This is a genomic window from Nocardiopsis sp. CA-288880 (genome assembly GCF_050955985.1).
In the GTDB taxonomy this organism is placed as follows: domain Bacteria; phylum Actinomycetota; class Actinomycetes; order Streptosporangiales; family Streptosporangiaceae; genus Nocardiopsis; species Nocardiopsis tropica.
The window spans coordinates 2140379-2165881 of sequence record NZ_CP192105.1 but is presented as its reverse complement, the minus strand read 5'-3'; the positions used below and the strand labels follow the sequence as shown (position 1 = coordinate 2165881).

Genomic DNA, 25503 nt, shown 5'->3' with positions numbered 1-25503 from the left:
GCGGACCATGGCGCGGGATTCAGCCCGCGTACCCCGCACGGTCACGGGAACCGGGCAGCATGGCCGACCACCGGCCGGGCCGCCCCCGCCGGGACCGCTCCCTCCCCTCCCGCGAAAGCGAGCACCGTTCCCGTGTCCCCACTCGCCTCCCGCGCCGGGACCGGGGCCGGGACCGCCCCGCGCACCGGCGGCGCCGACGGCGGCCACCGCCCCGAGATCGACGGGCTGCGGGCGGTCGCCGTGCTGCTGGTCGCCGTCTACCACATCTGGCTGGGCCGGGTCTCCGGCGGCGTCGACGTCTTCCTGATGCTCAGCGGGTTCCTCGTCACGGGGTCCCTGCTGCGGGCGGCCGACCGCGGCGGGATCCGGTTCGGGGCCTTCCTCGGACGGCTGGCCGCCCGGCTGCTGCCCACGGCGGCCCTGGTCATCGCGGCCGTGCTGCTGTGCACACGGCTCCTGCTGCCCGAGCCCCGCTGGCGGGACGTCCTGGGCGAGGCGTTCGCCTCCGCGTTCCACCACCTCAACTGGTCCCTGGCCCTGGACTCGGTGGACTACCTGTCGCGGGGCGACGGGACCAGCCCCCTCCAGCACTTCTGGTCCCTGTCCGTCCAGGGGCAGTTCTACGTGCTGTGGCCGCTGCTCGTCGCCGCGGCGGTGTGGGCGGCGGGACGCTCCGGGCGCGGTCCGCGCGCGGGCGCCCTCGTCGCGCTGGCCTCCGTGTTCGCGCTCTCCCTGGCCTACTCGGTGTACGCCACCCGCGCCGACCAGCCCTGGGCCTACTTCGACACCGGGGCGCGGCTGTGGGAGTTCGCCCTCGGCGGCCTCCTCGCCCTGGCGCTCCCCCACCTCCGCCTGCCCCTCGCGGTGCGGGTCGTGCTGGGGTGGGCCGGGCTGGCGGCGCTGGTCCTGTGCGGCGTCCTGCTCCAGGTGTCCACGGTCTTCCCCGGCCTCGCGGCCCTGTGGCCGACGCTGGCCGCCGCGGCGGTCGTGGCGGCGGGCGCGACCGGCGCCGGGCCGGGCGCCGACCGGCTGCTGACCCTCCGCCCCGTGCGCTACCTCGGCTCGGTGTCGTACGCGCTGTACCTGTGGCACTGGCCGCTGCTGGTGTTCTACCTGGCCGCCACCGACCGCACCCTGGCTACCCCGGTGGGCGGGGCGGCGGTGCTGGCCGCGGCGCTGGTGCTGGCCGCGGCGACCACCCCGGTCGCCGACCGGCTGGCCGCGCTCGGAAGGCGGCCGGGCGCCCCCGGCTCCGCGGCGGCCCCCCGCCGGGGCGGGGCCGCGCGGGCCGCCCTGCGGGGGCCGGCTCTGCGCGGAGCGGCGGTGGGCCTGGCCTGCCTGCTCCCGGTGCTGCTCGCGGCCGGGGCCTGGTCGGCCCGGCTGGACGCCGACCAGCGCCGGTGGGAGGAGCTGTTGGCGGACGGCCGCAGCTACCCCGGCGCGGCGGTGCTGGCGGACGGGGGAGGCGCCGGCCGGGCCTCGGACCTCCCGGTCTACCCGAGCCCCGCGTCGGCCTCCGAGGACGTGCCCGCCACCTACGGGGACGGCTGCAACCAGACCATCGCGGACGCCGAGGTCATCACCTGCGTCTACGGCTCGGAGTCCCCGGAGCGCACGGTGGCGCTGGTCGGCGGCTCCCACGCCGCGCACTGGTTCCCTGCGCTGGAGCGGGTGGCGCTCGACCACGACTGGCGGCTGGTCAACATCGTCAAGGGCTCGTGCCTGTTCACCGAGGCCCCGCAGACCTACAAGGGAGCCCCCTACACCTCCTGCGCGGAGTGGAACCGCGGCGTGATGGCCGAACTCGCCGCGCTGGAGCCCGACGCGGTGTTCACCACCGGCACCACGACCAGCCTGGACGCCTCCGCCGGGTTCGGGGAGGAGCAGGTCGTGGACGGCTACGTGGAGCGGTGGAGGGAGCTGGAGGAGATGGGCGTGGAGGTGGTCGCCGTGCGGGACACCCCCCGGTTCGGCTTCGACGTCCCCGAGTGCCTCGCCTCGTCCACGCCGGAGGAGTGCTCGGTGGAGCCGGGGACGTCGATGGCCGCGACCTCGCCCCTGGAGGGGGTGCGGCTCCCGGACAACGTGACCGTGCTCGACCTCAACGACCTGATCTGCGAACCCGCGGTGTGCCGTCCGGTCGTCGGCAACGTGCTCGTGTACTGGGACGGCAGCCACATCGGCGCGACGTTCATGCGCACCCTCGCACCGGCGCTGGACGAGCGCCTCACCGCGGCGACCGGCTGGTAGGCCCTGCGGCGGCGGCCCGCCGGAGGGTCCGGGTCCGCGCCGGGGGCCGGGGCGCTACGTCGCCCGGGAGCGCTCCCCGGGCGCACCGCCCGCGGGCCCGGGGCCGGGCGCACCGCCCTCCCCCTCGGCCGGGGCGGCTCCGTGCCCGGCGCCGATGAGGTGGAGAAGATCGTGCACGGTGCGGTCGGTGAGCGTGTAGCGCACCGTGCGCCCCTCCCGCTCGTCGCGCACCCAGCCCTGGAGCCTCAGGGTCCGCAGCGCCTGGGAGGCGGTGGCGTCGCTGATCCCGGCGGCGGCGGCGAGCTCCCCCACCGAGGCCGTCCCGGGGCCGGCCTGGTGCATCGCGGTCAGCAGCCGCAGGCGGGTCGGGTCGCCGAGCAGGCGGAACCGGTCCGCCCAGGCGCCGATGTCGAGCTGGGAGTTCGGGTCGAGCCGGTCACCGGAAGAAGTCATCGGGGCCATCATCGCAGAGCCGGGGCACTGGTGACGATCGTCTCCACGTCCGCGTTCCGGCCCCGCATCGCCGTGGTGACAGGGGAAGGAGGATCCCGGGGCGGTCCGGTGCGCCCGGTCCGGGCGCCGCGCGCGAAATCGGGACCTTATCATCTGATCAGATGGTCAGGTATTGGCCGTCGTTCGTGAGAACCGCCCCACAGGAAGCTCTGCATGACACGACCCGTCCCCGCACGCACCCTCCTCACCGCCGCCGCACTCGTCGCCGCGCTCGCGCTCACCTCCTGCGCGGGGCCGCCGGCGGCCGGATCCTCCGGCTCCCCCACCCGCATCGTCCTCGCCGACGCCCAGCCCCTGGGCGGCTACGACCCCGTCGACGGATACGGCGAACTCGGCGTCTCCCCGGTCTTCGAGGGCCTGCTGCGGCCCGAGTCCACCGGGGACGACCGGCTGCCCGACCTCGTACCGGCCCTCGCCGCCGCCCCTCCCGAACCCAACGGGGACTCCACGGTCTGGGACGTGGAGCTGCGCACCGACGTCGTCTTCTCCGACGGGTCCGCCCTCGACGCGGACGACGTCGTGGCCACCTACTCCGCCGTGCTCGACCCCGCCACGGCCTCCGAGGTCGCCGCCTCCTACTCGATGATCGAGTCGGTCACCGCGACCGGCGACCACAGCGTGCGCTTCACCCTGCGCCACCCCTACTACGCCTTCCCCGCGCGGATGTCGCTGGGCATCACGCCCGAGGAGGAGATCACCCCGGGCCTGGCCGCGGACTCCGAGCGCAACCGCCGACCCGTCGGAACGGGGCCCTACGTCCTGGCCGGACTCGACGCCGAACAGGCCGTGTTCGAGCCCAACCCGCACTACCACGGCACCGCGCCGCAGGTCACCGAACTGGTCACCCTGTACCTCCCCGACGACAACACCCGCGCCCAGCGGATGCGCGCGGGGGGCGTCGACGGCACCGTGCTGCCCCCGACCACGGCCGCGACCTTCGCCGGCGCCGACGGCGTCGACGTCCTGGCGGTGCGCACCGCGGACTGGCGGGGGCTGTCCCTCCCGGCGGAGAACGCCTTCGCCTCCGACGCGGCCGCCCGGCTCGCCATGAACCTGGCCGTGGACCGCGACGGGATCATCGAGCACGTCCTCGCCGGCCACGGCCGCCCCGCGCACACCCCGGTGGCCGAGGTCTACGGCGAGGCCCACGAGCCCGACGCCGTCTTCGACCACGACCCCGACGAGGCCGCCCGCCTGCTGGACAGGGCCGGCTGGCGCGAGGGGCCGGACGGCATCCGCGAGCGCGACGGCGACCGGGCCGCGTTCACCCTGTACTACCTCGCCTCCGACAGCCTGCGCCGCGACCTGGCCACGGCGTTCGCCGCCGAGATGCTGCCCCTGGGGATCGAGGTCGACGTCCGCGGCGGCACCTGGGACGACATGGGTTCGCACACCGCCGACGCCGCGATCCTGCTGGGCGGCGGGGACAAGCCCTACGACCTGGACACCCAGGTGTACGCCACCCTGCACACGCGCGAGGAGGGCACGCCCACGTTCGAGAACCCCGGCGACCTCGCCGTCCCGGGGGTGGACGAGGCGCTGGAGGACGCCCGGCGCAGCCCGGACGCCGCCGAGCGCGCCGAGCTCTACCGCGAGGTGCAGAGGGCCTACGTCGAGCAGCCCACCTACGTGTTCCTCGCCTTCGCGGACCACACCTACGTCTCCGCCGACAACGACTGGGACAGCGGGCCGCTGGTGCTCGAACCCCATGCCCACGGCGTCTCCTGGGGCCCGTGGTGGAACCTCGCCGGATGGCGGCGGTGACCGCCGGACCCACCGCGCGCCCGCGTCGCACCCTGTGGCGGGACCGCCGCCGCGCCCTGGGCGGCCTGGCCCTGCACCGCGCCGTCGTCGGCGTTCCGATGCTGGCGGGTCTGAGCGGCCTGGTGTTCCTCCTCGCGGACCGGTCCCCCTTCGACCCGCTCGCCGCCCACCTGGGCGCGCGCTACCAGCAGGTCTCCGCCGAACAGCGGGAGTCGCTGAGCGGCGCCCTGGGGTTCGACGCCCCGTGGTGGCAGGCCTGGTGGGCCTGGGCCGGCGACCTGCTCCGCGGGGACCTCGGCTGGTCCCGCGTGTACGCCATGCCGGTGTCCGAGGTGTTCGCCGAACGCCTTCCGTGGACGCTCCTGCTGTCCGGCACGGCGCTGGCGGGGGCCGTCCTCGCCGCGCTGCTGCTGGGCACGGCGGCGGGGCTCGCCCCGGGCGGCCCCCTGGACCGCGCGGTCACCCGCACGGGCGTCCTGGTGCAGGCGGTGCCCCCGTTCGTGCTCGCCCTGGGATCGGTCACCGTGTTCGCGGTGCTCCTGCGCTGGGCCCCCGTGGCCGGCGCGGCCGAGCCGGGCGAGCCCCACACCGCCGCCGGGGTGGCCCGCCACCTGGTGCTCCCGGCGGTGACCCTGGCCCTCACGCAGCTGCCCTGGGCCCTGCTGGCGGTGCGCACCGCCGTGGCACGGGCCACGGGTTCCGAGGCCGTGCGGGCCGCACGGGCGCGCGGGCTGCCCCCGGCGCGGGTGGTCGCCGCGCACGTCCTCCCGGTCTCCCTCGCACCCCTGGCCACCATCGTGGGAGCCCGGCTCCCCGAGCTGGTGGTGGGGGCGGTGCTGGTCGAGGAGGTCTTCGCCTGGCCCGGGCTCGCGGGAGCCGTGGTGGGCTCGGCGCAGGCGCTCGACTTCCCGCTGCTGGCCGCGCTCACCGTGGCCACCACCGCCGTCGTGCTGGTCGGGTCCCTCCTCGCCGACGCCGCCTACCTGCTCCTGGACCCGAGGGTGGGGACCGATGCCTGAACCGGCGACACGTCCCGCGCGGATCGGGCGGACGGTGTCCGGACGGGTCCTGCCCGTGGCGGCGCTGGCCGCGCTGGCGGTCTACGCCGTCGTGGTCCCGTGGTGGGCGGGGCCCCAGACCGCGGACTTCTCCCAGGCCCTCCGGGGGCCCGGCCCGGCCCACTGGTTCGGGACCGACCACTCCGGGCACGACCTGTTCGTCCGCGCCGCCGAGGGGTTGCGCGTCTCCCTGGCGATCGCCCTGGCCTGCGCCGTCACCGCCACCGTCCTCGGTGTCGCCGTGGGGGCCGCGGCGGCGTCCGCGGGCGGGCGGGTCGACATGCTGCTCATGCGCGTGACCGACGGCGTCAACGCCCTGCCGCACCTGCTGCTCGGCGTGGTGGTCGTGGCCCTGTACCCGGGGTCGCCGTGGGCGGTCATCGCCTCGGTCTCCCTCACCCACTGGCCGCAGATCGCGCGCATCGTGCGCGCGGAGATGCTCTCCGTGCGCTCGGCCGAGTACGTGGAGGCGGCCTACCTGTGGGGCTCCACCCGAGGCGCGGTCCTGCTCCGCCACCTGCTCCCGGCGGCGCTGCCGCAGGCCGCGGTGGGCCTGGTGATGCTCCTTCCGCACGCCGTCTGGCACGAGTCCACCCTCAGCTTCCTCGGTCTCGGGCTCCCGCCGGACGAGGCCAGCCTGGGCACGCTGCTCGAAGTGGCCCGGGGCGACGTGTTCACCGGAGCCTGGTGGACCCTGGCCGCACCGGCCGGGGTGCTCGTGGCCACCACGCTCGCCACGGCCGGGGCGAGCGGCGTCCTGGCTCCGGGCCCCCGGCGGGCGGGGGTCCGGCGCGGTACCGCCGCCCCGGCCGCGGCCGGGGCGGCGGCGCCCGGCGCGATCGCGCGGGACGTGCCCGCCGCGGAGCCTCCCGAGCCCCGGGTGCGCGTGCGCGGACTGACGCTGCGGCTCCCGACGGACGACGGCCGGCTGGTGCACGCCGCCACCGGCGTCGACCTCGACCTGCACGCGGGGCGGTTGACCGCGCTGGTGGGGGAGTCCGGGTGCGGGAAGTCCACGCTCGCCTCGGCCCTGTGCGGACTCCTTCCGCCGGGAACCCGGTCGGCGGGCAGCGTGCGGGTCGCCGGCCGGGAGGTCCCCGCCGCCGACGAGCGGGCCTGGCGGGGCCTGCGCGGAAGAGTGGTCGGCCTCGCCGGGCAGGCCGGGGCCGCGACGTTCACACCGGTCCGCAGGCTCGGTCCGCAGCTCGCGGAGGTCGCGGCCTCGCTCGGCACCCCGACGCCGGTGCCGGAACTGCTGGCGCGCGTGGGGCTGGAGGAGTCCGCGGCGGACAAGTACCCCCACGAGCTCTCCGGCGGTATGGCCGCGAGAGCGGTGCTGGCCGCCGCGCTCGCCGGGGACCCGGCGGTGCTCGTGGCCGACGAACCCACCGCGGGGCTCGACCCGGACCTCGCCGGGCAGGTCCTGCGCCTGCTGCGCGGCGCGGCCGACCGGGGTACCGCGGTGCTCGTCATCACCCACGACCTCCAGGCCCTGGACACCGCGGGCGCCGCCGACGCGGTGGCGGTGATGTACGCCGGGCGGATCGTCGAGCACGGACCGGCGGAGCGCGTGCTGACCGCCCCGGAGCACCCCTACACCGGGGCGCTCCTGGCGGCGCTCCCCGGCCGGGGACTGCGGCCGCTGCCGGGCCTGCCGCCCGAACTGACCGACCCGCCCGGGGAGGGGTCGTTCGCCGAACGACGGGGAGGAAACGATGTCGCTGGTCGCTGAGGGCGTCACCTGCCGCTACGGGCCGCAGACGGTCCTCGACGGGGTGGACCTCACCGTCGAACCGGGCCGCGTCCTGGGGCTGACCGGGCCCTCGGGGAGCGGGAAGTCCTCCCTCGCCCGGATCCTGACGGGGCTGCGCCTTCCCGACTCCGGAACGGTGCTGGCCGACGGCCGGCCGGTGGCCGCGCGCCGGGGGAGGATGAGCGGGGACCTGGGGCTGCTGCACCAGTCCCCGCGGGCGGCCACCGACCCCCGGATGCGGCTGCGCGGGATCATCGCCCAGCCGCTCGCCGCACGGGCGCGGGGGACCGGCCCCGGGGCCCGGGGGGCCGGGCGGAGGGCCGACGAGGCCCGTCGCGTGGCGGAGCTGGCCCGACGGGTGGGCCTGACCGGGGACCTGCTCGACCGCCGCCCCGACCAGGTGTCCGCCGGACAGCTCCAGCGGGCGTGCGTGGCCAGGGCGCTGGCCGCCGCGCCCCGCTACCTGGTCTGCGACGAGCCGACCGCCATGCTCGACGCCGCCTCCACCGCCACCGTCGCGCACCTGCTGGCCTCGCTCGCCGAGGACGGCGTGGGGATCCTCGCGATCAGCCACGACCACGCGCTGCTGGCCGCCTGGGCCCACGACGTGGTGGACCTGCCGCGGCTGGGGACCCCGCACGCCGAGCGGCCCGCCGCCCCCTGAGCGGGGCGGCGGGCCGGCGCGGGACCCGCCCGGAGGTCCCGCGGGCCGTCCGGGCGGCGTGCCCGGGACCGGCCCGCGGGGCGCTCAGACGGCGTCCTCGTAGCCCGCCGGATCGGCGAACCCCGTCCTCCAGCGCTCCCAGGAGCCGGCGACGGCGGCCTCCGCCTCGTGGGCGTGGGCGGCCACCGAGCGCGCCAGGGCCCCCGGCCCGTGGAGCAGCGTCTCCTGGACCCCCACCGCCTGCCCGGGGCGGGCCCCGAGCAGGAACGCGGTGGTCAGCACCCGGTTCCCGCCCAGGACCCCCGGGGCCCCGGCCAGGGCCGGGTCGCGCAGGTCCAGGTCCTCCACCAGCAGGGGGCGGCCGTCGGCCGCGACCCTCGTCGTCGACCGCAGGGGGCCTCCTCCGGTCTCGTAGCTGCGGCCCAGCACCAGGGTCTCGTGCACCAGGGCCCGGGCCCCGCCGGACAGCTCGATCCGGGTGCGGCGGGTGACGTCCGCACCCGCCGTCACCACGAACGGCGCTCCCCGCCACACCAGGCACCCGCCGTCGGCGACCCGGACGTCCGCCTGCCAGCTCGCGGCGCCGCCGCGGGCGTCGTAGGCGACGATCCCCGACGGCTCCACCAGCTCCAGCCACACCCCGGGGCCCACGGTGACCTCCATACGCAGGTCGTCCCCGGCCAGCAGCAGCGCGTAGGCGCCGACGAGCGCCACCCGCGCGGCGGCGCCGCGCGCTCCCAGGGGCCGGGGGCTCAGGTACGTGCCACCGGACAGGTCGCTCAGGCGCACCCGTCCGCCGACCCGTTCCGCGGTCACCCTGGCCGGTACCGTCTCACTCACGGGCGCTCGCTCACGCGTGCCCGTGCCCGTGGACGTCCCCGGCGTCCCCGTGGGCGTGGGCGGTGCCGTCGGCGTGCGTGTGCGGGGCCATCGGCCCCGGGTCCCGCGGCACGTGGACGCCGGACCGGTGGTCGGCCAGGACCTGGCGCACCCATCCGGCCAGCGCTTCGAGCGAGGCCCTGTCGTGCTGGCTCAGGGCCAGCACGGGCAGCCCGTCCCTGGCGCGGGTGGCGTCGGCCACCATCTGACCGGCGTCGACCCCCACGTGCGGGGCGAGGTCGGTCTTGTTGACGACGAGCAGGTCGGCGCGTTCGATCCCCGGCCCGCCCTTGCGGGCCACGTCCCCGCCCCCGGCCACGTCGAGGCAGAAGATCTGCGCGTCGGCCAGCGCGGGGCTGAACGTGGCGGTCAGGTTGTCCCCGCCGCTCTCCACGACGACCAGGTCCAGGGGGGCGAACTCCGCCTCCAGGTCCTCGACGGCGATCAGGTTGGGCGTGACGTCGTCGCGGATCGCGGTGTGGGGGCACGCCCCGGTCTCCACCGCGTGGATCCGCTCCACGGGCAGGACGCCGGCGGCCCGCAGCAGCCTGGCGTCCTCGTCGGTGTAGATGTCGTTGGTGACCACCGCCATGCTCAGCTCGGCGGCGAGTTCGCGGCACAGGGACGCGATCAGGGTGCTCTTGCCGGTGCCGACGGGCCCGGCCACGCCCAGGCGCATCGCGCGCCGGGGCGCGGGGGGCGTGTCGGCGGCGCGGGCGCCGGCGGCGGGCTCCGTGGACGGGGTTCGTCGAGTCGTGTCAGGCAATGAAGATCCTCCTGGTCTTGTTCCGGTGTTCGAGGGACCATCCCTCGATCTGGGGTGCGGTGGGCGCGGGCAGGTCGGCGGCGTCACGCACCGCGAGCGCCTCGGCGACCACCGAGGTCATCACGTCCCCCGTCGAGAGAACCCACCCGGCGGCGTCCACCGGGTCCACGGGGGCGAGTTTGAGTGCGGCGGAGGCCACCGTCTGGGCGTCGTCGTACAGACTCACCCGGGCGGTCTCGGCCTCCCCCGCCCCGATGACGGCGGCGACCACCCCGAGCGCGACCGGCCGCTGCGGCGCGCGGCCCAGGGCGCGCAGCGCGGCGACGGCGGGGTGGTCCGGCCGGAGCCGGGCGGCCAGGCGCACGAGGCCGCGCCCGAGCATCCCCGAGACCTCCCTCAGGGTGTCGCTCGGCGAGCGGGCCAGCAGCTCCTCGTGCACGGCCTCCAGCGCCCGCGGGTCGACGGGGGCCCCGCCGTCCCCGCCGGCCGCCCGGTGCGCCAGCACCGAGGCCGCCGCCTCCACCAGGCCCACCGTGCGCAGCCGCGCGGTCATGTACGCCGGGATGAGCTCCGCGGGCATTCCGGCGATCAGTGCGGGCTCCAGTCCGGCCGAGTAGGTGTGCCCGCCCACGGGGAGGCGGGCGTCGGCCAGCAGCAGGGAGCCCAGTCCCGAAGTCACCCGGCCGCCTAGAACATCGTGTACCGCTGCGCGAGCGGTACCTCGTCCACGGGCCGGGGGCGCACGAACTCGCCGTCGATGCTGATCGCGAACGTCTCGGGGTCCACGTCGATGTCGGGCAGGGCGGTGTTGTTGGGCATGTCCGCCTTGGTGACGCCGCGGGTGGGGCGTACCGCCACCAGCTCCCGGCGCAGCCCCAGCCTGCCGGCCAGGCCGTCCTCGATCGCCAGCGGGGACACGAAGGTCACCGCCAGGTCGGCGGCCGAGGACGCCCGGGCCGCCAGCGCGGGGCGCAGCAGCACCGGCTGCGGCGCGGGCACGGCCCCGTTGGGGTCGCCCAGCGGTGCGGCGACGATCGCACCGGACTTGATCACCGCGGACGGGCGGATCCCGAAGAACGCCGGGTCCCAGAGGACGAGGTCGGCCATCTTGCCGGGCTCCACGGATCCGACCACGTGGTCGATCCCGTGCGCCACCGCCGGGCAGATCGTGTACTTGGCCACGTACCTGCGGGCGCGGGCGTTGTCGGCCGGCAGGTCCGAGGACAGCGGGCCGAACTGGTTCTTCATCACGTGCGCCACCTGCCAGGTGCGGCAGACCAGCTCGCCGATCCGCCCCATCGCCTGGGCGTCGGTGGAGGTGATCGAGAGGGCGCCCATGTCCTGGAGGATGTCCTCGGCGGCCATCGTGGAGGCCCGGATGCGGGACTCGGCGAAGGCCAGGTCCTCGGGGACCCGGGGGTTGAGGTGGTGCACGACGAGCAGCATGTCCAAGTGCTCGTCGACCGTGTTCACCGTGAACGGCAGGGTCGGGTTGGTGGAGGCCGGCAGCACGTTCGCCTCACCGGCGGTGACGATGATGTCGGGTGCGTGGCCGCCGCCCGCGCCCTCGGCGTGGAACACGTGGATGCCGCGCCCGGCGATGGCCTCCAGCGTGTGCTGGACGTACCCGGTCTCGTTGAGCGAGTCGGCGTGCAGCGCCACCTGGAGGCCGAACTCGTCGGCCGCCCGCAGCGCGGCGTCGATCGCCGCCGGGGTGGCGCCCCAGTCCTCGTGCACCTTGTACCCGCCCGCCCCGGCCAGGGCGTCCTCGGCGAGGGCCCCGGCGGAGACGGTGCTGCCCTTGCCGAACAGCATGACGTTGAGCGGGAACCGGTCCAGGGCCCGGTGCATCGTCCGCAGCGAGTGCGCCCCGGCGGTCACCGTGGTGGCCTTCGACCCCTCGGTGGGCCCGGTCCCGCCGCCGATCACGGTGGTGGTGCCGGTGGCGAGCGCCTCGTGCATCTCGATCTCGCTGAGGAAGTGCACGTGGGTGTCCACGGCGCCCGCAGTGAGGATCTTGCCCTCTCCCGCGATCACGTCGGTGCCCGGACCGATCAGCAGGTCCGGGTGCACCCCGTCCATCACGTCCGGGTTGCCCGCCTTGCCGACGGCCACGATGCGCCCGTCGCGGATGCCCACGTCGCCGCGCACGATGCCCCAGTGGTCCATGACCACGACGTTGGTGACGACCACGTCCAGCGCCCCCTGGGCCCGCGTGGTCAGTCCCTGGCCCATCGACTCGCGGATGGTCTTGCCGCCGCCGAAGACGGCCTCGTCGCCTCCCGCCGTGCGGTCCTCCTCGACCTCGATCCACAGGTCGGTGTCGGCCAGGCGGATCTGGTCGCCGACGGTGGGACCGTACAGCTGGGCGTACTCGCGGCGGTCGATGCGGCTCACTGGTCGCGCTCCTCGGTGTCGGCAGGGGCCGCGTCCTGCTCGGCGCCGGTGTCCGGTCCGGCGGTGTCGGGGCGGGGTGTGTGGGTGGGGACCACCTCGGCGGGGTCGCCGTCGCGGGCGTCCGCGTCGCCGACCCGCATGGCGGCGCCGGAGGCGCGCGCGGGTTCGGGCACGTCCACGCCCGGGGTGCCGAAGGGGACCACCGGTCGCGGGACGCGCTCCTCGGCGCCGGGTTCCCGGACCAGGTCGCGGATCTGGAGGCCGGGCACGTGGCGGCGGCCGCCGAGGGCCACGAGCTCCACGGTGCGGCTCACCCCCGGTTCCAGTCGCACCGAGGTGCCGGCGGGGATGTCCAGCCGGAAGCCGAGGGCCGCCTCGCGGTCGAACCGCAGGGCCGGGTTGGCGTCGGGGAAGTGGAGGTGGGAGCCCACCTGGATGGGGCGGTCCCCCGTGTTGACCACCACGAGGGACAGGCGTTCGCGGCCCTCGTTGAGGACCAGGGGGGTGGGGCGGGTGCGGATCTCGCCGGGGATCACTGGATCGGCTCCGTGATCGTGACGAGCTTGCGGCCGTCGGGGAAGGTGGCCTCGACCTGGACGTTGGGGATCATCTCCGCCACACCGTCCATGACCTCGTCCCGGCGCAGCACGTTGCGCCCGTCGTTCATGAGGTCGGCGACGCGGGCCCCCTCGCGGGCCCGCTCGATCACCCAGCAGGACAGCAGGGCGACCGACTCGGGATGGTTGAGCTCGACGCCCCGCTCGCGCCGGTCGCGGGCGATCATCCCGGCGACGGCGAGCAAGAGCTTCTCGGTGTCCGATGGAAGTAGATGCATGAACCACCTCTCAACAGTTCCGACCCACGCGGTGGTGGGCACGGACCTAGTCTTAGCAGGAGGCCCGGGTCGCCATCGCAGGTGAGGAGCTCGCCGGGGGCTCCGGGACCCGCCCGGCGGGACCCGGGCCGGGACCGCTCGGGCGCCGCCGCGGACGGTGCGGGGCACGGGCCCCGCACGGCTCCGGCCGCCCCCTTCCGAACACCGCCGCCCCGCCCCCGCCCCGACACCGCGGAAATCCATAGGCCCTGTCATCCCATGACTTTCGAGCGATCCGGCGTCCCGGCGCCGACGGTCCTGAGCCGCCGGGCGGCCGCCCGGCGGCGGGCGTCGGCCGGGGGCTCCGTCCCCCTCCCGCCGCGGCCGCACCGCGCGTCCCGGACGGCGCGCGCCGCGCCCCCGGCCGGTGGGGAAGATCACCACGGCGACCGGGGGCTCCGGAGCCCCCGGAGGGGCGGACACGGCTCCGGGCGGGCCCGCCCCCGCGCGGCGGCAGGCCCGCGGCCGGGGCGGTCCGACCGGTCGCACCCGGGCGGGGCGCCCCTCCACCCTGGGGAAGGCCCCCTCCCGTCCGGGCCGTTCCCGCGCGGGGAGGCGCGCCGCCGCCCCGCCGGAGGACCGGGACACGGGGACCGGTACCGTCCGGAACCGGAACCCCGTGTGGTGCGGGGATTTCGCGTGTGATCCAATGTGGCCGGAGTTCGCTGTGTCCTACTAGACTCTGCGGCCTCCCCACCCCAGAGGACAGGACACCGTGGCTTCCCGCTGCCCCTACGCCGAACTCCACTCCCCTGACTTCCACGCGGACCCGCACAAGGTCAACCGACGCATGACCGAGGAACACGGACCGGTCTTCCCCGTCGAGATCTCCCCCGGCGTCCGCGCCTGGGTCGTCGCGGACTACGCGATGATCACCGCCTGGTGCAGGGACACCCGTACCTTCGTCCGCGACTCGCGGCTCTGGCTCGACTGGCGGGAGGGGCGCGTCCCCGACGACGCACCGGTCGCGGCGATGATGGCCCACCGGCCCAACCTGCTCTTCGCCGACGGGGACGAGCACGCCCGCCTCAAGCGTTCGATCACCGACTCCCTGGGGCGCGTCCCCGAGAGCAAGGTCGGCGACATCACCCGTCGGCACGCCGACACGCTCATCGACGCCTTCTGCGCGCGGGGCAGCGCCGAACTCGTCTCCGAGTACGCCCGCCTGCTGCCGCTGCTGGTCATGTCCGACCTCTTCGGCTTCTCGCCCGACATCGGCCGGCGGGTCCTGACCTCCCTCAGCGACCTGTGGGACGGCGTGGACGCGGCCAGGGCCAACGGCGAGTACGAGCGCGCGCTGTCCGACGCCATCTCGGCCAAGCACGCCGAGCCCGGCGAGGACATCACCTCCTGGCTGCTCGAGCACCGGGCCGGCCTCAGCGACGACGAACTCCTCCACCAGCTCGTCGTCACCATCGGGGCCGGGGCGGAGCCGACCGCCAACCTCATCACCGGGACCACGCGCACCATCCTGGTCGACGCCGAGGTCGGCCAGGCCGTCCGCGGCGCCCGGGTGGGGATCGGCGAGGCGATCGACCAGGTGCTCTGGCGCGAGCCCCCCATCAACAACTACCCCGTCCTCTACCCGGTGACCGATGTGCGGGTCGGCGCGGACACGGTGGTCCGGGCGGGCGAACCGGTCCTGCTCGGGTACTCCGCCGCGCACGCCGGGCTGTCCGGGAGCGGACCCGACATCGAACAGGGCAACCGCGCCCACCTCGCCTTCGGCGTGGGCCCGCACCGCTGCCCCGCCCAGGGGTTCGCCTACGCCATCGCCCAGGTCGGGGTGGAGACCCTGACCAGGCGGTTCCCCGATCTGCGGACGACGGAGGACGAGGCCCAGTGGCGCCCCTCCCCGTTCGCGCGGGCCCTGGCCCGCCTCCCCGTCGCCTTCACCCCCGACACCCCGAAGGGCACCACTCCCCCATGGCAGCAGACATCCCCGTCCTCCACCCCTACGACCTCCACCGCCAGACAGCCGGACTCCGCGGGCGAGGCCCCGTCGTCGAGGTTGAGATCCCTGGTGGCGTGGTTGTTCGGGCGCTGACCGGACACGACGTCGTCATGGAGGCGCTGGCCCACCCCGGCGTGCGCAAGGAGGCGCGCCACTGGGGCCCCTGGGCCCGGGGCGAGATCCCCATGGACTGGCCGCTGATCTCCTGGGTCGCCCCGGACAACATGCTCACCGCGGACGGCGACCGCCACCGCCGCCTGCGCACGCTGGTCTCGCAGGCGTTCACCCCCCGCCGCGTGGAGGTCCTGCGGCCGCGCGTCGCCGAGATCACCGCCGACCTCCTCGACGCCGCCGAGGCCTCCGGCCCCGGCCCGGTGGACCTGAGGGCCGCGCTGGCGCTGCCCCTGCCGATGACGGTGATCTCCGAGCTGTTCGGGGTCGCCCCCGAGCACCGCGACACCCTGCACGGGCTGATGCACTGGGTCTTCGACGCGACCGTCACCCCGGAGCAGGCCGCCCGGACCAACGCGGACATGCTGGCCTTCCTCACCGAACTGGCCGAGGAGAAGGCCGGGGCCCCCGGCGACGACCTCACCAGCGCGCTGCTGGAGGCCCGCGCCGAGGGGGACGAGAAGCTCTCGCAGAGCGAACTGGTGTGGACGCTGATCCTCATGATCGGTGCGGGCTACGAGACCACGATGAACCTCATCACCAACTCCGTGCACGCCCTCCTCACCCACCCGGAGCAGCTGGCGCTGGTGCGCTCCGGCGAGGCCTCCTGGGCCGACGCGGTCGAGGAGACCCTGCGCTGGGACGCCAGCATCCAGTACCTGCCCCTGAGGTACACGGCCGAGGACGTCACCCTGGCCGGGGTGCGCGTGCCCAAGGGCGAGGCCCTGCTGATGGGCTTCGGCGCGGCGGGCCGGGACCCGGGACAGCACGGCGACGACGCGCACGTCTTCGACCTCCGCCGCGAGCAGCGCGGCCACCTGGCCTTCTCGCACGGACCGCACTTCTGCCTGGGCGCGGGACTGGCCCGGCTGGAGGGCGCCACGGCCCTGGAGGCGCTGTTCACCCGCTTCCCGCGGATCCGCCTGGCCGAGGGGGAGGACGTGCCCGAGGCCCCCTCCATCGTGGCCAGCGGCAGGTCCCGCCTCCCCGTCGTCCTGGGCTGAGCCGGCCGGGACCCGCGCCGGCCCCGGGGCCGGCGCGGGTCCGCCGGGTTCCCTACGCGTGCGCTCCCCCGCCCGGGGGGAGCCGGACGAGGAGGACGGTGAGGACCAGCGCGAGCCCCGTGAGGACCGACGCCGAGAGGCCGACCCCGGCCAGTCCCGCGGTCTCCAGGGCGATCCCGCCCAGTCCGGCTCCGAGGACGATGCCCGCGTTGAAGGCGGCGACGGAGAACGACACCGCCGCGTCGCCCGCGTCCCCGCCCAGTTCGTAGATCCTCGCCTGGACCGCGGGCACGAAGCTCCACGCGGCGAGCTGCCAGAGCCCGACCACGGCGACCGCGGCGACCGCGAACGAGGCGGTGGCGAAGAGCAGGACGAGCCCGGCCAGGGCCGCGGCGACGGCCGCCACCAGGGTGGCGCCCGGGGCCCGGTCGGCGCCGCGCCCGCCGACCGCGTTGCCCGCGACGCCGAGCACCCCGGCGAGCAGCAGCACGCCGACCACCGACAGGCCCTCCAGCCCGGCCTCCTCGCGCAGCAGGGGCAGCAGGTAGGTGAAGGCGCAGAACGTCCCCGCCCAGAACACGGCGACCGCGGTGGTGCCCAGCGCCACCGGCTTCCTCGCCAGGACGGCGAACCGCTCCCGGAGCGACTGGTCGCGCACGGGAGCGAGCCCGGGCACGGCGAGGAGCACGGCCAGGGCGGCGAGCCCGGAGAGGACCGCGATGGCCAGGAACGGGAGCCGCCAGCCCCCGGTGCCGTCGGAGCCGCGCTCCAGCAGCATGCCGAGCGGGCTCCCCAGTGCCGTGGCCGTGGTGATCCCGCCCTGGAAGACGGCCAGGGCCCGCGCACGGGCGCCGGGCGCGGCCAGGCGCGCGGCGGCGCCGAACCCCACCGCGAGGTAGAGGCCGAAGCAGGCCCCGGTCACGAGGCGGGTGGCCAGCAGGACCGCGAAGGTGGGCGCGGCAGCCGCCACCGCGTGCGCGGCGCCGAACACCAGGAGGGAGGCCACGAGCACCGGCCGGCCGGCGTACCGGGCCATGGCCGCGCCGAGGAGGGGCGCGCCCAGCGCGACGGCGACCGCGTTGAGCGTGACGAGCTGGCCGACCGCGCCCTCGGGCACCCCGAGGTCCACGGAGATCTGGGGCAGCAGGCCCACGACCACGAACTCGGTGCAGCCGATGGCGAACGCGCCGAGGGCCAGGGCGAGGAGGGGCGCCCAGGCGCGGGGGGCCGCCGCGGAGGAGGCGCGTGCCCGGGAGGGGGACTCTTTCCGTTGTCTGCTCACACGCCTTTCTACAGGCGCGTCCCCCCGCCGGACAGGGGACCTCCGGCCCTTTCTTAACACTCGTTAAGCAACCTCGGCCGACCCGCGCTCCGACCGGCTCCGGTCCGCCGCGCCGGGCGCCTACGGACCCGCGCGGGCGTCCCGGCTGCCGCGCGGAGGCCGGTCCCGGCCACGGGAGAACCTCGCCGGGACTTGACCTGGAGCGCACTCCAGGATCCAGACTCTCCTTCGGAGGCCCGGTCGACAGGCGGGCCCGGACCCGAGGGGACCACCATGCGGTACCGCACCATCGGCAGTGACCCGCGGACCCGGCGCGAGGTGAGCGTGCTCGCCCTGGGCGCGATGCTCATGGGCTCGGCGACCGACGAGAAGACGTCGTTCGCCGTCCTGGACCGCTACGTCGAGGCCGGCGGCACGTTCGTCGACACCTCCGGCAACTACGCCTTCTGGACGGACGGCGGCCAGGGCGGGCAGAGCGAGGAACTGCTCGGCCGCTGGCGGAGGAGCCGGGGCATCGGCTCGGAGGTCGTCGTCGCCACCAAGCTCGGGGCGCGCCCGCTCGCCCCGGGGACGAGCTTCACCGACAACCCCGAGGGGCTCTCGGCCGGGATCATCCGGGAGTCGGCCGAGCGCAGCAGGGAGCGGCTCGGCACGGACACCCTCGACCTGCTCTACGCGCACATCGAGGACCGTGCCGTGCCCGTGGCCGAGACCGTCGGGGCGTTCGCCGAGCTCGTGTCCGAGGGCTCGGTGGGTCTGCTGGGGGTCAGCAACCACGCGGCGTGGCGGGTCGAGCGCGCCCGCGCCCTGGCGGCGGCCTCCGGGCTGCCCGGCTACGAGGTGCTCCAGTACCAGCACAGCCACCTGCGCCCGCGCACGGACATCCCCGACGCCCTGTCCCGGGACGGCAGCATCGCCGCGGCGGGCCCCGACCTGCTCGGCTACCTGCGCGCGGAGCCCGGCCTGGTCCTGGTCGCGTACTCGCCCCTGCTCGGCGGCGCCTACACCCGGGACGACAAGCCGCTGCCGCGCGACTACGACCACCCCGGCACCCGGGCGCGCCTGGAGGTCCTGCGCGCGGTGGCGCGCGAGGCGGGCGCGACGGTGAACCAGGTGGTGCTCGCCTGGCAGATGGGCGGCGAACTGCCGATCATCCCCCTGGTCGGCGCGTCGTCCGTCGCCCAGCTGGAGGAGAGCCTGGCCGCCGTCGACCTGGAGCTGACCGCGGACCAGCGCTCGCGCCTCGACGCGGCGCACTGACCGCGCGGGCCTCCTCCGGGGGGCATGCCCGGCGCCGACACGCGGAACGGCCGACCCGCCCGGTTCGTCCGGGCGGGTCGGCCGGGATCCGGCCGGTTCGGGTGCTCTCGGCCGGACCGGTCACGGGCCGGCCCCACTGCCGCCGACCGTCACCGCGGGGCGGCGGGTGCCCCCCGCCGCCCGGCGGCTAGCCGCCGTAGGTCTCGAACTCGGCGACGCGCGGTGTGCCGTTCGAGCCGGTGATCTCGAAGTTGATCTTCCGGAGCGTCGTCGGGGCGAAGGTGATGACGCCCGCTCCGCTCCCGGTGGCCAGGACGGCGCCGGTGTCGTGGTTCACGAGCCGCCAGGAACCGATGTTGCCCTCGGCCCCGGCCGCCTCGCGGATGTTGACCGAGGACACCGCGGTGCCGGAGCCCCACTTGACCGAGACGCGGCCGGTCGAGCCGCTCGGCGACCAGTAGGTGCCCATGTCGCCGTCGAGGACGTTCCCGTAGCCGGTCCCGCTGGCCTTGCCCGATCCGTCGGCGCCGGCCCCGATGCTGAGGTTGGTCCCCTCGGGCGGGTCGGTCGGGTCGGGGTCGGGGTCCGTCGGGTCGGGGTCGGTCGGGTCCGGGTCGGTCGGCTCCTCCGCCTCGCAGTTGCCGTCCGAGACCCGGTTGCCCTGGCCCGCGCCGGCGGTCTGGTTCAGCACGGTCGGCACGCAGCCGGCGTCGTCGAGGTCGTAGGAGTACGGGATGCTCACCGACGTGGTGGACTGCGGGTTGGGCCCGGCGGGGTAGTTCGAGTCGCCCGGGCTGGACCAGGTCACGTTGTCGAAGACGTTGCCGTCGACCTCCCAGGTCCCCCTCTCGTCGGTGTAGAAGGTGCCCAGGACGTCCTTGGAGTCCTCGAAGTAGTTGTTCTCCACCTTCGCCCTGGCCCCGGCCCGGGAGTTGATGCCGGACTCGTGGATGTCCGCGTAGTGGTTGCTGTACATGTGCCCGACGCCGCCGCGGAGCAGGGGCGCGCGCGAGTCGAGGTTCTCGAACCGGTTGTGGTGGTACGTGACGTAGCCGTTCGAGCGGTCGCTCTCGCTGGACCCGACCAGGCCGCCGCGGCCGGAGTTGCGCAGGATGCTGTAGGAGAGGGTGACGTACTGGGTGTTGTTCTTCATGTCGAAGAGGCCGTCGTAGCCCTCCGACTCCCCGCCCGACGCCTCCAGGGTGACGTGGTCGACCCAGACGTTGCGGACGCCGCTCTCCATCCCGATGGCGTCACCGCCGTTGGACGTGGGCGAGCCGGACTTCTTGACGTTCCGGACGGTCACGTTCTGGATGATGATGTTGCTGGACTCCCGGATGTGGATGCCCAGCTGGTCGAACACGGCCCCGCTGCCGGTGCCGACGATGGTGACGTTGCTGATCTTCTTGAGCTCGATCACGTCGTCGGCGGTCTCGCAACCGGCCCCCGACACCTTCGAGGTGTTGCCGTGGTTGATGGTTCCCTGCACCTCGATGACGATCGGGGTGCTGGTACTGGGACGGCTGCACAGGGCCTCGTGGATCTGGGTCCCGGTCGTGGCCCGTACCGTCTGGCCGCCCGCGCCGCCGGTGGTCCCGCCGTTCTGCGTCGCGTAACCCGTGGCACTGCCGGTCTGCGCCGATGCCGAGGCCATCGGCAGGGCCAGACCGCCCGCCACCACGGCCGCGGCGGCCAGCGCCGACACGAGCCCACGCGTGATTGATCGTCTCACTGCTCACCCTTCTTCTGGAGCACAAGCATGTGACCTGCTTCACTCGAGAGTAGAGAAAGCGCTTTCCATGTCAAGAGGTGTTGATGCAAACGTTTGCAAGAAGGGGAAGCGTCCCTCGTGCTCCATATGCCTGATGTACTGCGGCTTTACAGGAATTTCACATCGAAAATCGGGACCGGGTACCTCTGTTGATGCAACCGGTTGTAGCCCTCCGCCGAGGACTCGGCGGGGCGTCCGCGACCCGGGGCACGAGGGCGGGGCACCGGTTCCGCAGGATGGCGGGCGCACGGCCGAAGAGGGTTCGAGGAGGTGTCGGTGACGGGTCTCGCGCCCCGGCCGCAGGGGGTGCCTCGGGGCCTCGGGGGTCTGCCCCCGGTCAACACGAAGGACGACCCGGCGAGGCGGCCTCGAACCCTCCGAGCAGGGTCGTCCTGAGTCCGTGGGCGCGAAGGGACTCGAACCCCTGACCTATTGCTTGTAAGGCAATTGCTCTAACCAACTGAGCTACGCGCCCGTGCGTCGCACGAGATCATACCGGTTCGCGGTGGCCGCCGCGCCTCAGGCTCCGGCGTGCTCCCGCAACCGCGCCAGGTACTCGCCGGTGTCGCGCGGCCGGGAGGCCGGGGAGACCGTCGACCAGCGGACGACGCCGTCGGCGCCGACCAGGAAGGTGCCCCGTCGGGCGACCCCGCGCCGGGGGTCGAGGACCCCGTAGGCCTCGGCGACGCCGCCGTGCGGCCAGAAGTCCGACAGCAGCGCGAACGGGAACCCCTCGCGGTCGGACCAGGTGCGCAGGGCGAACACCGAGTCCACCGACACCGCCAGGACCTCGGCGCCCAGCTCCTCGAACTCGGAGTGGCGTTCGCTCAGGTCGGCGAGCTCCCCCGAGCACACGCCGGAGAACGCCAGCGGGTAGAAGACCACGAGCACGGGCCGACCGCGCAGGTCGGCCAGGGCCGTGTCGCGCCCGTACTGGTCCTGGAGGGTGAAGTCGGGCGCGACCGCGCCCGCGGTGATGGGATCGATCATGGTCGCGTTCGTGTTCGGCGGCGCTCGGGCCGGGGACGGCGGCCGCCTGCCGGCGGACGCCCCTCAGCGCCGCGCGCCCGCCTCTGGGACGCGCGGCACCGGATGCCTCACCCGGTACGGGTGGTGGACGTCACCGCTTGGGAACGACCAGGCGCGTACCCGACCAGTCGGCGCCGATGCTGACCGCGCTCGTCTGGGACAGGCCCGACGTCGAAGCGGCCTCCGCGACGTCGTTCGGGGACACGTGGAGCTCACGTCCCGCCTTCGGGGTCAGCACCAGGATGGTCCCGCCGTCGGCGATGGTGGTCACCGTGTCCATCAGCGCGTCGGTGAGGTCCTCCTCCTCGTCGGACCGCCACCACAGCAGTGCCGCGTCGACGTCTCCGTCGAAGTCCTCGTCGACCAGCTCCTCACCGGTGAGTTCGGTGATGGATGCGCGCAGGCCCTCGTCGACGTCGTCGTCGAAGCCGAATTCCTGCACCACCTGACCCGGCTTGAATCCGAGTCGGTCAGCCAAGCCACGTTCGCTCTGTGCCTGGCCCGCGGTCGCGCTCACGAAAGTTCTCCTCCACAGATGGTTTTTCTCAATCTTGCCTGCACTGGGCAGTTGTCACAACGATGCCGGGCCAATTCGCGGCCCGTCACGTGGGTCCGTAACCATCGCTGATGGCCTAGTTCACACGCTAGTGGCATGTTCCGTCAACGCGCTCCCAAACCCCGTCCCGGTCCCGGTCACCCGCGGCGGGGATCACGAGGACGAGAGGTAGGACAGCCGGACCAGGCGGTCCGGGTTGTCCACGTTCAGGTCGACAACGGCGATCGACTGCCATGTTCCCAGTTCGAGGCGGCCCGAGAGCACCGGAACGGTGGTCTGGGGCGCGATGAACGCGGGCATCACGTGTGATCTCCCGTGGCCCCGGGAGCCGTGCTTGTGCCGCCACCGGTCGTCGGCCGGCAGCAGGTCGTCCAGGGAGGCGAGGAGGTCGTCGTCGGACCCCGCCCCGAGTTCGATGATCGCCACGCCCGCCGTCGCGTGCGGGACGAACACGTTGAGCAGTCCGTCGCCTCCGGTCTCGGCGACGAAGTCACCGCACTCCCGCGTGATGTCGGTGATGCTCTCCGATCCACCGGTGTGCAGCTCAAGGATCTGTGTCCGCATAGCGCCACCTTCGCGCAGGTGCGGCCCTCGTGCAACCATCCCGGTGGCACCCGTGCTCAACTGCGCAGGTCGGCGCACGTCATACTCGTCCGCCACATGTGCGAACCTGGTCCAAAGGAGGGCAAACGGTGACTGCTTCTTTACGTTTGGGCCCACTGCTGCGTCACGCGGGACCGACCACGGCGACGGTGTGGGTGGAGACCGACTCCCCCTGCACCGTGCGGATCCGGGTCGACGGAGCCGTGACGGCCGCCTCGGAGACCTTCACCGTGCACGGGCACCACTACGCCGTGTGCGAAATCACCGGGCTCCCGGAGGGCGCGGCCCTGCCCTACGAGGTCTTCCTGGGCGAGGACCGGGTGTGGCCCGAGCCGGACAGCCCCTTTCCGCCCAGCGTCCTGCGCACGACGGCCCCGGACGGGCCCACGCGGCTGCTGTACGGCTCGTGCCGCAGGCCGACGGGCGACACCCCCGAGGGGGTCGTGCGGTACGGCCCGGACATGCTCCGCGCCACCGCCCGGCGGCTGGCCCGCGAGGAGGTCGACGGCAACCTCGTCCTCCTCCTCATCGGCGACCAGGTGTACGCCGACGAGCTGGAGGAGCCGATGCGCTCCTTCCTGGCGTCGGAACGCGGGCCGGACGCGGCCGGCGGGGCCCCGGGGGACGAGGTCGTCCACTACGGCGAGTACGCCGAGCTGTACCGGCAGGCGTGGACCGATCCTCCCGTGCGGTGGCTGCTGTCCACCGTGCCCACGCTGATGATCTTCGACGACCACGACATCCGCGACGACTGGAACACCTCGGAGGCCTGGCGCGGCGCCATGGACGGCCGCCCGTGGTGGCGCCGGCGGATCACCAGCGGACTGGGTGCCTACTGGGTCTACCAGCACCTGGGCAACCTGTCCGCGGACGCCCGGTCCAAGGACCCGCTCTGGGCCCGCGTCCGCGACGCGCGCGGGGACGCCGCCGACGCGGTCGACGGGTTCGCCCGGCTGGCGCACGACGAACCGTCCTCCTACCGGTGGAGCCACCGCTACGACGTGGGCTCCGTGCGGGTGCTGATGGCGGACACCCGCTGCTCCCGCGCGCTCGGGGAGGACGCCGTCCACGAGGGGTCGCGGTCGATCCTCGGCGCGGAGGGGCACGAGTGGCTGGACGAGAACCTGGCCGGGGGCCCCGACCACGTGGTGGTCGCCTCGACCGTCCCGGTCATGCTGCCCTCCGCGGTGCACCACCTGGAGGCATGGAACGAGGCGGTGTGCGCCGGCGCCTGGGGCGAGTGGCCGCGCCCCCTCGGCGAGCGGCTGCGGCAGGCGATGGACCTGGAGCACTGGGGCGCCTTCCAGTACTCGATGCGCCGCCTGGGCGACGCCGTCGGCGCGGCGGCCCGGGGCGAGCGGGGTCCCGCCCCCGCGACCGTGCTGTTCCTGAGCGGCGACGTGCACTTCTCCTACGCGGCCCCCGTCCGCCACCGGCATGTCGCCGGGGGCGGAACCAGGATCACACAGCTCGTGTCCTCGCCCCTGTGCAACCAGCTCTCCGCCGGGACCCGCCGGATCGTGCGCCTGACGGCGAGCCGCGCCGTCCACGTGGTCGGCAGGGCGCTGACGTGGCTGGCCCGGGTCCCGGGGATCGACCTGTCCTGGAAGCTGGACGGCAAGACCTACGCGGGCAACACCATCGGCGAGGTGGTCTTCGAGGGCCGTGAAGCCGAGGCTCTCTGGTACCACGCCTCCGAGGGGGGCATCGACGCGCTGCCCGGCGTGCAACGGCGTATGAGGGTCTGAGGCCGCCCGTTCCCGGGGCGGGGCCGCCCGACCCGTCGTCCCGCGCGGAGCCCGCGTCCCCGGCGCCGGGGACGCGGGCTCCGCGCCCGTGCCCCCGGCGGGTGTCAGGGCTTGTTCGAGTGCGGGCGGCGGGTGGAGGGGGCGGCGCGGCGGGAGCGGCGGACCGCGATCCCGAGGGCCCCGCCGCCCTGTTCGAAGAACTGCCGGGCGGCCCGGTGCACGCTGGAGCGCGGTCCCGCGGGGGCGTCGGGGTCGGGGTCGCCGTCGGCCGCGGCGCGGCTGCCCGGTCCCGGCTCGGAGCCCTCCTCACCCGCTCCGGCGCCGCCCAGGTGCGGGAGCTGACGCGTCGGCTCCACCTCCTGCCCGGAGGGGAGGTGGGGAAGGACGTCGGTCGGCTTCTCCCCTCCGGTGCGCTCCGCCTCCAGGTGGGGGAGGACGTCCGTGGGCTCCTCGCTCCCGTGCCGGGGGGAGCCCAGGTGCGGGAGGACGTCGGTGCGCTCGTCGGACGGGGTGTCCAGCGGACGGATCGGCCGGGTGCGCTCGTCGGCGGAGGCCGCGGCGGGCGCGGCGCCGTCGGGCGCCCCGGAGCTCTCCTCGCGCACGGCCTTCTTCCAGGCCCTCTCCTCCAGCTTCTGGCGCATCGACTCCCGGGAGCGCTCGACCCGCGCCGCCTTCCAGGAGTTGACCAGCGGGGTGACGATCGGCCAGGTCACCTTGGCCGGGCGCGACAGGGCGTGCCACAGGTAGGCGGTGGTGCCCCACGCCTCCATGGCCCTGCGGGCCCTGGTGATCGTGAAGAAGGTCGGCATGGCCAGCAGGAGCTGGGGCCAGGCCAGCAGCAGCGAGGCCAGCAGCGGGTACATGCCCCCGCCCACGACGGACGCGGCGGCGCCGATCGCGACGGGCACCAGCGCCAGGGCGATCCGCAGACCGGTGAACTGGCGGAAGCGGTGCAGCGAGCGGCGCGCGGAGACCTGTGGTACCAGCCCCTCGGGCAGGGGCGTGGGCTGGACGATGAGCGCCAGCAGCAGTGTGCCCACGCCGACGCTCGCGGCCAGCAGTATCGTCCACCCCGCGGCGGAGAGCGCACCGCCGACCAGGAGGTACACCACTCCCAGGACCGGCAGTGGCGCGGGGAGCCAGAACAGCACCCGTCTGCGCAGCTCGCCCTCCTGCGTGGGCTGGAGAACGAAATCGATCACCGAAC

At 74.9% G+C, this 25503-nt stretch carries 22 protein-coding genes and 1 tRNA gene; 9 read left to right on the top strand and 14 right to left on the bottom strand.

Annotated features, from left to right (window positions below; genetic code table 11):
- Nucleotides 1-132: 132 nt before the first annotated feature.
- Nucleotides 133-2250: an acyltransferase family protein gene (locus tag ACQPYD_RS09430; RefSeq protein WP_433700622.1), complete on the top strand. Its 2118-nt coding sequence runs from the start codon at nucleotides 133-135 to the stop codon at nucleotides 2248-2250.
- A gap of 54 nt (nucleotides 2251-2304) precedes the next feature.
- Here the strand turns inward: ACQPYD_RS09430 and ACQPYD_RS09425 are convergent, their stop codons facing one another.
- Complete coding sequence (locus tag ACQPYD_RS09425; RefSeq protein WP_433700620.1) at nucleotides 2305-2703, bottom strand: ArsR/SmtB family transcription factor; 399 nt, start codon at nucleotides 2701-2703, stop codon at nucleotides 2305-2307.
- Between the two features lie 213 nt (nucleotides 2704-2916).
- Between ACQPYD_RS09425 and ACQPYD_RS09420 the strand changes: the two genes are divergently transcribed.
- From ACQPYD_RS09420 to ACQPYD_RS09405, 4 genes are read left to right on the top strand one after another with little or no spacing between them, the layout of a single operon-like run.
- The gene (locus tag ACQPYD_RS09420) at nucleotides 2917-4527 is read left to right on the top strand and encodes an ABC transporter substrate-binding protein (RefSeq protein ID WP_433700619.1); all 1611 of its coding nucleotides are present in this window, start codon (nucleotides 2917-2919) and stop codon (nucleotides 4525-4527) included.
- The gene (locus ACQPYD_RS09415) at nucleotides 4515-5546 is read left to right on the top strand and encodes an ABC transporter permease (RefSeq protein ID WP_433700618.1); all 1032 of its coding nucleotides are present in this window, start codon (nucleotides 4515-4517) and stop codon (nucleotides 5544-5546) included. The genes ACQPYD_RS09420 and ACQPYD_RS09415 overlap by 13 nt, the downstream gene beginning before the upstream one ends.
- Nucleotides 5539-7317 (top strand): ABC transporter permease subunit, encoded by a 1779-nt coding sequence (locus tag ACQPYD_RS09410; RefSeq protein WP_433700617.1) that lies wholly within the window; start codon nucleotides 5539-5541, stop codon nucleotides 7315-7317. Before ACQPYD_RS09415 ends, ACQPYD_RS09410 begins: the two co-directional genes overlap by 8 nt.
- Nucleotides 7301-8002 carry an ABC transporter ATP-binding protein gene (locus tag ACQPYD_RS09405; RefSeq protein ID WP_433700616.1) on the top strand — a complete coding sequence of 234 codons (702 nt, stop codon included), beginning with the start codon at nucleotides 7301-7303 and terminating at the stop codon, nucleotides 8000-8002. The genes ACQPYD_RS09410 and ACQPYD_RS09405 overlap by 17 nt, the downstream gene beginning before the upstream one ends.
- 84 nt (nucleotides 8003-8086) lie before the next feature.
- On the opposite strand, the gene ACQPYD_RS09400 is transcribed toward ACQPYD_RS09405, so the two are convergent.
- From ACQPYD_RS09400 to ACQPYD_RS09375, 6 genes are all read right to left on the bottom strand, one after another.
- On the bottom strand, nucleotides 8087-8842 hold the full coding sequence (locus ACQPYD_RS09400) for an urease accessory protein UreD (RefSeq protein ID WP_433700615.1): 756 nt from the start codon (nucleotides 8840-8842) through the stop codon (nucleotides 8087-8089).
- A gap of 10 nt (nucleotides 8843-8852) precedes the next feature.
- Complete coding sequence (gene ureG / locus ACQPYD_RS09395) at nucleotides 8853-9560, bottom strand: urease accessory protein UreG (RefSeq protein ID WP_433702005.1); 708 nt, start codon at nucleotides 9558-9560, stop codon at nucleotides 8853-8855.
- A gap of 79 nt (nucleotides 9561-9639) precedes the next feature.
- Nucleotides 9640-10326: an urease accessory protein UreF gene (locus ACQPYD_RS09390; protein ID WP_433700614.1), complete on the bottom strand. Its 687-nt coding sequence runs from the start codon at nucleotides 10324-10326 to the stop codon at nucleotides 9640-9642.
- A gap of 8 nt (nucleotides 10327-10334) precedes the next feature.
- On the bottom strand, nucleotides 10335-12044 hold the full coding sequence (locus tag ACQPYD_RS09385) for an urease subunit alpha (RefSeq protein WP_433700613.1): 1710 nt from the start codon (nucleotides 12042-12044) through the stop codon (nucleotides 10335-10337).
- Entirely contained in the window at nucleotides 12041-12580 is a 540-nt protein-coding gene (locus ACQPYD_RS09380; RefSeq protein WP_433700612.1) for an urease subunit beta, read from the bottom strand. Before ACQPYD_RS09380 ends, ACQPYD_RS09385 begins: the two co-directional genes overlap by 4 nt.
- The gene (locus ACQPYD_RS09375) at nucleotides 12577-12879 is read right to left on the bottom strand and encodes an urease subunit gamma (RefSeq protein WP_433700611.1); all 303 of its coding nucleotides are present in this window, start codon (nucleotides 12877-12879) and stop codon (nucleotides 12577-12579) included. The genes ACQPYD_RS09380 and ACQPYD_RS09375 overlap by 4 nt, the downstream gene beginning before the upstream one ends.
- Nucleotides 12880-13633: 754 nt before the next feature.
- Here ACQPYD_RS09375 and ACQPYD_RS09370 point away from each other — a divergent pair.
- Together ACQPYD_RS09370 and ACQPYD_RS09365 are read left to right on the top strand one after the other, a co-directional pair.
- Nucleotides 13634-14965, top strand: coding sequence for a cytochrome P450 (locus tag ACQPYD_RS09370; RefSeq protein ID WP_433700610.1), 1332 nt, complete (start codon nucleotides 13634-13636; stop codon nucleotides 14963-14965).
- On the top strand, nucleotides 14947-16047 hold the full coding sequence (locus tag ACQPYD_RS09365) for a cytochrome P450 family protein (protein ID WP_433700609.1): 1101 nt from the start codon (nucleotides 14947-14949) through the stop codon (nucleotides 16045-16047). The genes ACQPYD_RS09370 and ACQPYD_RS09365 overlap by 19 nt, the downstream gene beginning before the upstream one ends.
- 52 nt (nucleotides 16048-16099) lie before the next feature.
- Here the strand turns inward: ACQPYD_RS09365 and ACQPYD_RS09360 are convergent, their stop codons facing one another.
- On the bottom strand, nucleotides 16100-17329 hold the full coding sequence (locus ACQPYD_RS09360; protein WP_433700608.1) for an MFS transporter: 1230 nt from the start codon (nucleotides 17327-17329) through the stop codon (nucleotides 16100-16102).
- Nucleotides 17330-17602: 273 nt separating this feature from the next.
- On the opposite strand from ACQPYD_RS09360, the gene ACQPYD_RS09355 reads away from it, so the two are divergent.
- Complete coding sequence (locus tag ACQPYD_RS09355; protein WP_433700607.1) at nucleotides 17603-18589, top strand: aldo/keto reductase; 987 nt, start codon at nucleotides 17603-17605, stop codon at nucleotides 18587-18589.
- Between the two features lie 187 nt (nucleotides 18590-18776).
- Here ACQPYD_RS09355 and ACQPYD_RS09350 read toward each other — a convergent pair whose 3' ends face one another.
- The 5 genes from ACQPYD_RS09350 to ACQPYD_RS09330 all read right to left on the bottom strand — a co-directional run bounded on the left by ACQPYD_RS09350 (nucleotide 18777) and on the right by ACQPYD_RS09330 (nucleotide 22509).
- Complete coding sequence (locus tag ACQPYD_RS09350) at nucleotides 18777-20321, bottom strand: pectate lyase family protein (RefSeq protein ID WP_433700606.1); 1545 nt, start codon at nucleotides 20319-20321, stop codon at nucleotides 18777-18779.
- A 440-nt stretch (nucleotides 20322-20761) separates the two neighbouring features.
- Nucleotides 20762-20835, bottom strand: a tRNA-Val gene (locus tag ACQPYD_RS09345).
- A gap of 44 nt (nucleotides 20836-20879) precedes the next feature.
- Nucleotides 20880-21350: a peroxiredoxin gene (locus ACQPYD_RS09340; protein ID WP_433700605.1), complete on the bottom strand. Its 471-nt coding sequence runs from the start codon at nucleotides 21348-21350 to the stop codon at nucleotides 20880-20882.
- A 130-nt stretch (nucleotides 21351-21480) separates the two neighbouring features.
- On the bottom strand, nucleotides 21481-21906 hold the full coding sequence (locus ACQPYD_RS09335; protein WP_267949059.1) for a DUF3052 domain-containing protein: 426 nt from the start codon (nucleotides 21904-21906) through the stop codon (nucleotides 21481-21483).
- A 192-nt stretch (nucleotides 21907-22098) separates the two neighbouring features.
- Nucleotides 22099-22509 (bottom strand): secondary thiamine-phosphate synthase enzyme YjbQ, encoded by a 411-nt coding sequence (locus ACQPYD_RS09330; RefSeq protein ID WP_267949058.1) that lies wholly within the window; start codon nucleotides 22507-22509, stop codon nucleotides 22099-22101.
- 128 nt (nucleotides 22510-22637) lie between these two features.
- Here ACQPYD_RS09330 and ACQPYD_RS09325 point away from each other — a divergent pair, with 128 nt between their 5' ends.
- On the top strand, nucleotides 22638-24296 hold the full coding sequence (locus tag ACQPYD_RS09325; protein WP_433700604.1) for an alkaline phosphatase D family protein: 1659 nt from the start codon (nucleotides 22638-22640) through the stop codon (nucleotides 24294-24296).
- Nucleotides 24297-24400: 104 nt separating this feature from the next.
- On the opposite strand, the gene ACQPYD_RS09320 is transcribed toward ACQPYD_RS09325, so the two are convergent.
- A complete protein-coding gene (locus ACQPYD_RS09320) occupies nucleotides 24401-25498 on the bottom strand; it encodes a hypothetical protein (RefSeq protein ID WP_433700603.1) in 1098 nt (365 codons plus the stop codon).
- Between the last annotated feature and the right edge of the window lie 5 nt (nucleotides 25499-25503).

Coding starts and splice junctions, on each gene's coding strand:
- ACQPYD_RS09425 (WP_433700620.1), bottom strand. CDS start 2,703: ATGACTTCTTCCGGTGACCGGCTCGACCCGAACTCCCAGCTCGACATC.
- ACQPYD_RS09420 (WP_433700619.1), top strand. CDS start 2,917: ATGACACGACCCGTCCCCGCACGCACCCTCCTCACCGCCGCCGCACTC.
- ACQPYD_RS09415 (WP_433700618.1), top strand. CDS start 4,515: ATGGCGGCGGTGACCGCCGGACCCACCGCGCGCCCGCGTCGCACCCTG.
- ACQPYD_RS09410 (WP_433700617.1), top strand. CDS start 5,539: ATGCCTGAACCGGCGACACGTCCCGCGCGGATCGGGCGGACGGTGTCC.
- ACQPYD_RS09405 (WP_433700616.1), top strand. CDS start 7,301: ATGTCGCTGGTCGCTGAGGGCGTCACCTGCCGCTACGGGCCGCAGACG.
- ureG (WP_433702005.1), bottom strand. CDS start 9,560: ATGCGCCTGGGCGTGGCCGGGCCCGTCGGCACCGGCAAGAGCACCCTG.
- ACQPYD_RS09375 (WP_433700611.1), bottom strand. CDS start 12,879: ATGCATCTACTTCCATCGGACACCGAGAAGCTCTTGCTCGCCGTCGCC.
- ACQPYD_RS09355 (WP_433700607.1), top strand. CDS start 17,603: ATGCGGTACCGCACCATCGGCAGTGACCCGCGGACCCGGCGCGAGGTG.
- ACQPYD_RS09340 (WP_433700605.1), bottom strand. CDS start 21,350: ATGATCGATCCCATCACCGCGGGCGCGGTCGCGCCCGACTTCACCCTC.
- ACQPYD_RS09330 (WP_267949058.1), bottom strand. CDS start 22,509: ATGCGGACACAGATCCTTGAGCTGCACACCGGTGGATCGGAGAGCATC.